The sequence below is a fragment of the Endozoicomonas sp. genome (genome assembly GCF_051008435.1).
GTDB lineage: Bacteria > Pseudomonadota > Gammaproteobacteria > Pseudomonadales > Endozoicomonadaceae > Endozoicomonas_A.
Genome location: NZ_JBPCXO010000301.1, coordinates 1 through 5,488 on the forward strand (window position 1 = coordinate 1; position 5,488 = coordinate 5,488).

Genomic DNA, 5,488 nt, shown 5'->3' on the forward strand with positions numbered 1-5,488 from the left:
TCCGTGTCGGATTGCTCAAATTTCAGTTCCACAAAAACGCACTTATAGGGTGAAAACCCAGATGAGCAAATATTAGTCTACAGATGCTGATATTACTGAGTTTTTGGCAAATTTAACGATCATGAACTCACGGATTCAGGATAATGATAAATACGAACTGGTTGTCAATATTCTGGAAGAGCTGGGCAAAGCAGGAGGAACGCAAGAGGTCGAATGCTCTCTGGAAAAGCTTGATGAAAGAGGCTGGGACATTGTCCTGGCTCGGGGCAAAAATGAAGTGGTCTACCATCACGATCAGCATCGACAGATGATTCATTCAGGATTGCCTGGGTTGGAAAGAGCGGAGCTTGACCAACGGATGGTGATGGATCTATTGGCCGCTCTGAGATTGTTCCTCAAGAATACTTCCTTGATGAAAGAGGTGGTGAAGGAAGTCTGCTCGGTGGTGCCCATTAATATTGACAGTATCATCAAAGAAAAGATGCAGTCTCTCGGCCTTCAGCAGGGAATACTGGAGTTATCTCTTGGGTTGCAACAATACATTCGTTTGCGAGGCCATCCCAATGTGTTTGCCGGTACCGTCATGCTCTCAGAAAAGCCCAGAAAGCATGTGGAAATCTTGCTACGCGGCGATTTTGTTGAGATCAGAGTCAGTTTGGAATTCTCTTCGCTAATCATTAAAGGGCCCGATGGTCAAACCCGCACGCTGAGAATGCAGTTGGGTATTAGAAACCATTATCGTTTATATATCGAAACGTTAGATCTGGAAACTTCCCATTCCGAAGTGGTGTTGAGCCCGCCTCAACTCCCGACCCCTCCATCAGAAGCAGAACAGCAAGCCTGGCTTGACTCGGCTCAGAAAATGGACGAAGCCACGGTTCAGGCAGGGCTGGAAAAGTCCAGGCAATCATTTGAGCGTTATAGGACAGAAGTTGAAGCCAGGCAGGATGACCATCTGGCTTCATTAAGTGGACCGAGCCGTCAACTCAAGGTGGCCTGGCAAAAGCTCAAAAGCCTCAGGGGACTGGTGGAGGAATGGGCATTAAACAAAGACACTTTGATGGATCAATACACACAGTTACGCAAGGCAACAGATACTTATCTTGAAAAGGTCAGAGCTGCTTTAAAAGAGATGGGTAAAACCCAGGCAGATACTCATCCATTGGGGCAGGACATGATTGACCGATATAGACGACTGGCTGAACAGAGTATTGATCATTTTGAAGCGATGCAACAGCTGGCTCAACAATCACAAATCGCTCAGAAACAGAGGGAAGAGCAGCTACGTGAGCTGGCTAAGCAGCATGAAGCACTGGGTGAGACGTTCAGGTATGACACAAAGTCTGAATTACCGGTAGCAAGGACCGCTCGGCTTAAGGATGGCTCCATGACTCAGGAGCAGAAAGCAGTGACCAGCTATCTGGTGGATATCTATTATGTTATGACATCCAGCTTCACCGTGGAAAAACAAATGCTGTTAGCTGAGACAGAGGGCAGTAGCAGTATAGAGCCAAAGAGTGAAGACGTGCCTGAGGCTGAGACAGTGGCAGAGAGCCAGCCCGATGAGATTCATGAGCCCGCTCTGCCTTTTAGGGTGATTGATGATGAGAGCAGGCCCGAAACACCGGATGATACGACGCCAGACAATAGCCAGTAATAGAGTATGACTTTACGTATACTGGTATGAACGAAAGTCCCATACAATAGTCTGAATTCTGTCAGACAATTGTGAGGGCTGGCGTTGACGTCGACTAACGCATTATATCGGCGGGTCTGGATGTTTGCCTGGCCCGCTATTCTTTCCAACATTTCTGTGCCTCTGTTGGGGCTGGTTGATGCGGGTGTACTGGGGCATCTCTCCTCCGAAGTCTATCTGGCTGGAGTCGCCATCGGCAGTACATTATTTACCCTGGTATTCTGGGCATTCGGTTTCCTGCGAATGGGTACCACGGGGCTGGTAGCTCAGGCACTGGGCCAGAATGATCATCAGGAGACCCGGCAATGGCTGGCGCAGTCGATCCTGTTGGCTTTGTTGATTGGCTTTTCTCTTATCCTGGTGCACCGTCCTCTTCTTGATGTTGCTCTGCCTTTTTTCAATCCGGCTGCAGACGTGGCCGAGCAGGCAAGAATCTACTTCACGACAAGAATTTTCTCAGCCCCTGCGGTTTTGATTAATTATGCCATTGTGGGTTGGCTGATCGGAATGCATCGCCCCAAAGGGCCGTTGTTGATTCTAGTGTTGGCGAATCTCGTCAATATTATTCTGGATCTGCTGTTTGTTCTTGGCCTGGGTATGGCTACTCACGGCGCGGCACTGGCCACCGTGATTGCTGATTATACCAGTCTGGTTCTGGGCATCTGGATGGTCATCCGAACGTTGAAAGGGAAGCCAGGAACCTTTGTACGTTCAATGATTCTAAATGTAAGCTCCATGCGCCGGCTTTTGCTGTTGAATCGACATCTGTTTGTTCGCACTCTCTGTCTGCTGGGAACCCAGGCCTTTTTTACCGCTCAGGGAGCGCAAAGTGGCAGTCATGTCCTTGCGGCGAATGCCCTGTTATTGAATATGCTGCTGTTGATCTCCAACGGATTGGATGGATTTGCCCATGCGGCTGAGGCGCTGACCGGTGAGGCTTTGGGGCAGCGAAGAGAAGATCGATTTAAACAAATTGTCCGGGTGACGGGCTATTGCTCACTGATCTGTGCCGTTCTGTTTTTTATTGTCTTCATGCTTCTAGGGCAGAATGTTATCGGTCTGCTGACGAACATCCCTGCGGTCGCTGAAACCGCAACAGTTTATCTGCCCTGGCTGGCGGCCATGCCGTTATTTGCCGTCTGGTGTTATTGGCTGGATGGTGTATTCATTGGTGCCGTTCGTACGGACATGATGCAACATACCATGCTGGTATCGACGTTACTGGTGTTTCTCCCAGTCTGGTATTTGACCCGGGATATGGGGAATCACGGCTTGTGGTTGGCCTACAGTGCCTTTATGCTGGCGCGCAGTGTAGGACTGGCTATTGTTTATCGATCTTTGAGTCGGTCCAGATCCTGGGTGAGTGATAACAGGAGGAAATGTGACGAATAGTATAGAAATTAACCACGAGCTGGATACGTCGGGCCTGCTTTGTCCTGAACCGGTGATGATGTTGCATAACAAAGTAAGGGATATGAAACCGGGTGAAACGGTCAAGGTAACGGCTACCGACCCTTCTACCCAACGGGATATTCCAAAGTTCTGTAACTTTCTCGACCATGAGCTGTTGTCTCATGAACAGCTGGAAAAGCAATACATCTACCTGATTCGTAAGCAGGACCAGGCTGACTGATCCAGACAGCGTTTGGGTTTATTGTCCACAGAGTACCGGCTCTTCGCTGACTCTGTGGAACTGTTCCGGATATTTCTCCTCCAGATTACCCAGCTTCCAGGCTTCATCGCTGGCGGCTTTTTTCTCGGCCCGGGTGATGGGCTTGTCTGCCGCATCTCTTGCCGTTTTCGGGTAAAAAATCGACAAGTCGTCATCGACATAAACGTTTCTGCCCTTCTTTAGGGCTTTGTCGGCTTCCAGAGGCATATTAATATTATCGGCCACGCCTACCATAAACAGGTCTTTTATATTGTTTCTGTTGAAATGGTTGTCCAGATTCTCATTAATGGCTTCCATGATTTTATCCGGGGATTCAACAACCACGTAGTGCTCATTTTCATCTTCACTGAACTCTGGTTCTACATGTTTGCCATAACGGATGTTCTTGAGAAAAGTAATATGGCGCAACTCTTCCATGGTTCTTGAGTACTCACCATAGTGGTAAGGCACATCAATAAAATGAACGCCTTTTTTGCCGTAAAAATACCAGAGCAGTGAAACCTGGTCTTCATAGGCACTTTCAAATTCTATAGGGTTATAGTGCAGCCCGGCGTAATCATCCTGCATTGATATCAGTATAATGGCGACATTCTTACCCTGGGCCAGAAGGCCTTCGATGGTCTGGATACTGTTTGCCAGATTGGCCGTCGTTGTCTGACTGAATAGGAGCAAAGTCAGAAAACTGCTGAAAATAGACGAGCCTTTCATGATGGAGCTCCATCAAACACAAGGAGTGGAACGGCAAGACTGGTTTATTCGGTGCTCTTCTTCTTGGCTTCGGGGTACTTGAAATAAAAGGCAAATGGGTTATACAGCGCCAGACCCTGAGCATTTCGGAAATTAGCCGAGATGCTGACATGCTCAAGATTGATCGCTTCAAACTGGGCCTGTGTCAGGGTGCCTGAAATCAGATGGCCCTGAACGATAAACTTATAAATGTAGGGCGCTTCTTTCTTGATATCATCAGGTACTTCAGACTTTGAATAGTATTGCTGGCCTGGATTTTTGCCCAGTTGGAACTCAATAAAAATCAGGTTTTCCGGGTCTGCTTCGTTGTAAGTGTCTTCGGAATCCGGGATACGGTGATGAGGCTTGCAGTAGACGCCGTCAGCCTTATGGTCGTAGGTTTTGGCATGGGCTTCATCGACACCGGGCAGCCTCAAAGCTAATTTCGCGCCACCACCCTGCATAGTAATCTCAAAACTTTTGGCCGGGTCATCATCGCCCACAGAAAGGGTCAGATTCGTATCGGAGTGTTCATCAAGCACAGTGTGATGATCCTTGTCGATGCAACTGATGGTGAAACTGCCCTGGATACCATCATGAAATACCTTCGGATCTGACTTTTTATCGTCCGGTTTATATTCCGGGTTCCAGGTTTTCGAAAACACTATCTGGCCCTGAAAGTGTTCCGGGTCATGGGGGCCTAAAATGATCAGGGCATTACTGGCGGGTTTATGCACGGGCGAAAGTGCTTGCTTGCTGTCTTTGACGTTCCAGCCGGCTTTAAGCAGGTCATAATCTTCCAGTCGTTTACTATCTGCAGATGCCTGCTCAATGAGATCATGGGCAATGACAATATTGCTGGCAGCGGCCAGTAGTTCACCGGTCAATACATGGGCTTTAACTTTCTTCTGAGCGTCCTTTTCAAGCACAGATTTGGACAGCTTCTCCATAATCTCGCTGGCCCGGGTATAGAGATCCTTTTCATGGATATTGGAGAACGAACGAAGCAAGTCATGGACTTCCTGCTCACTGACCTGCTCAGGATGATAATGGGTGTCCACGGTATCCTCGAGGTTGTACATCCATCCACCGTAAGCCTGATAGGCCTGTTCCATTAATCTCATACGGTAAAGTTGCCCGGGCGTTTCGCCCAGATGACCGTACTGGGATTCAGTAAAGTCCAGCTTTAGAGTCTTGATACCTGCTCTTGAGAAGGGCGGCAAGGTAATGTGGTAAACAACATCATGAGCATACTTGTAGCCCGCGCCTAAGGGGTACAGCAATTAATAATTTACCGGCTCTGGCACAATAGCAACATCCCACTTTCGTAACTCAGGGTTTCGTATGATGTAAGGTTGAATTTCCTTCAATTCAGCTTTACTGAGCTTCACTCC

The 5,488-nt window shown here is 48.2% G+C and carries 5 protein-coding genes; 3 read left to right on the top strand and 2 right to left on the bottom strand.

All coding sequences use genetic code 11. From position 1 onward, the window contains the following. Window positions 1–121: 121 nt before the first annotated feature. The 3 genes from ACR2PX_RS15185 to tusA all read left to right on the top strand — a co-directional run bounded on the left by ACR2PX_RS15185 (window position 122) and on the right by tusA (window position 3,329). Complete coding sequence (locus ACR2PX_RS15185; protein ID WP_434000198.1) at window positions 122–1,657, top strand: hypothetical protein; 1,536 nt, start codon at window positions 122–124, stop codon at window positions 1,655–1,657. 120 nt (window positions 1,658–1,777) lie between these two features. After that, complete coding sequence (locus ACR2PX_RS15190; protein WP_434000199.1) at window positions 1,778–3,088, top strand: MATE family efflux transporter; 1,311 nt, start codon at window positions 1,778–1,780, stop codon at window positions 3,086–3,088. After that, window positions 3,078–3,329: a sulfurtransferase TusA gene (tusA, locus tag ACR2PX_RS15195; protein ID WP_434000200.1), complete on the top strand. Its 252-nt coding sequence runs from the start codon at window positions 3,078–3,080 to the stop codon at window positions 3,327–3,329. The genes ACR2PX_RS15190 and tusA overlap by 11 nt, the downstream gene beginning before the upstream one ends. A gap of 18 nt (window positions 3,330–3,347) precedes the next feature. Here tusA and ACR2PX_RS15200 read toward each other — a convergent pair whose 3' ends face one another. Then, complete coding sequence (locus ACR2PX_RS15200) at window positions 3,348–4,076, bottom strand: hypothetical protein (protein ID WP_434000201.1); 729 nt, start codon at window positions 4,074–4,076, stop codon at window positions 3,348–3,350. A gap of 44 nt (window positions 4,077–4,120) precedes the next feature. Beyond that, a complete protein-coding gene (locus tag ACR2PX_RS15205; RefSeq protein ID WP_434000202.1) occupies window positions 4,121–5,377 on the bottom strand; it encodes a hypothetical protein in 1,257 nt (418 codons plus the stop codon). Window positions 5,378–5,488: the final 111 nt, after the last annotated feature.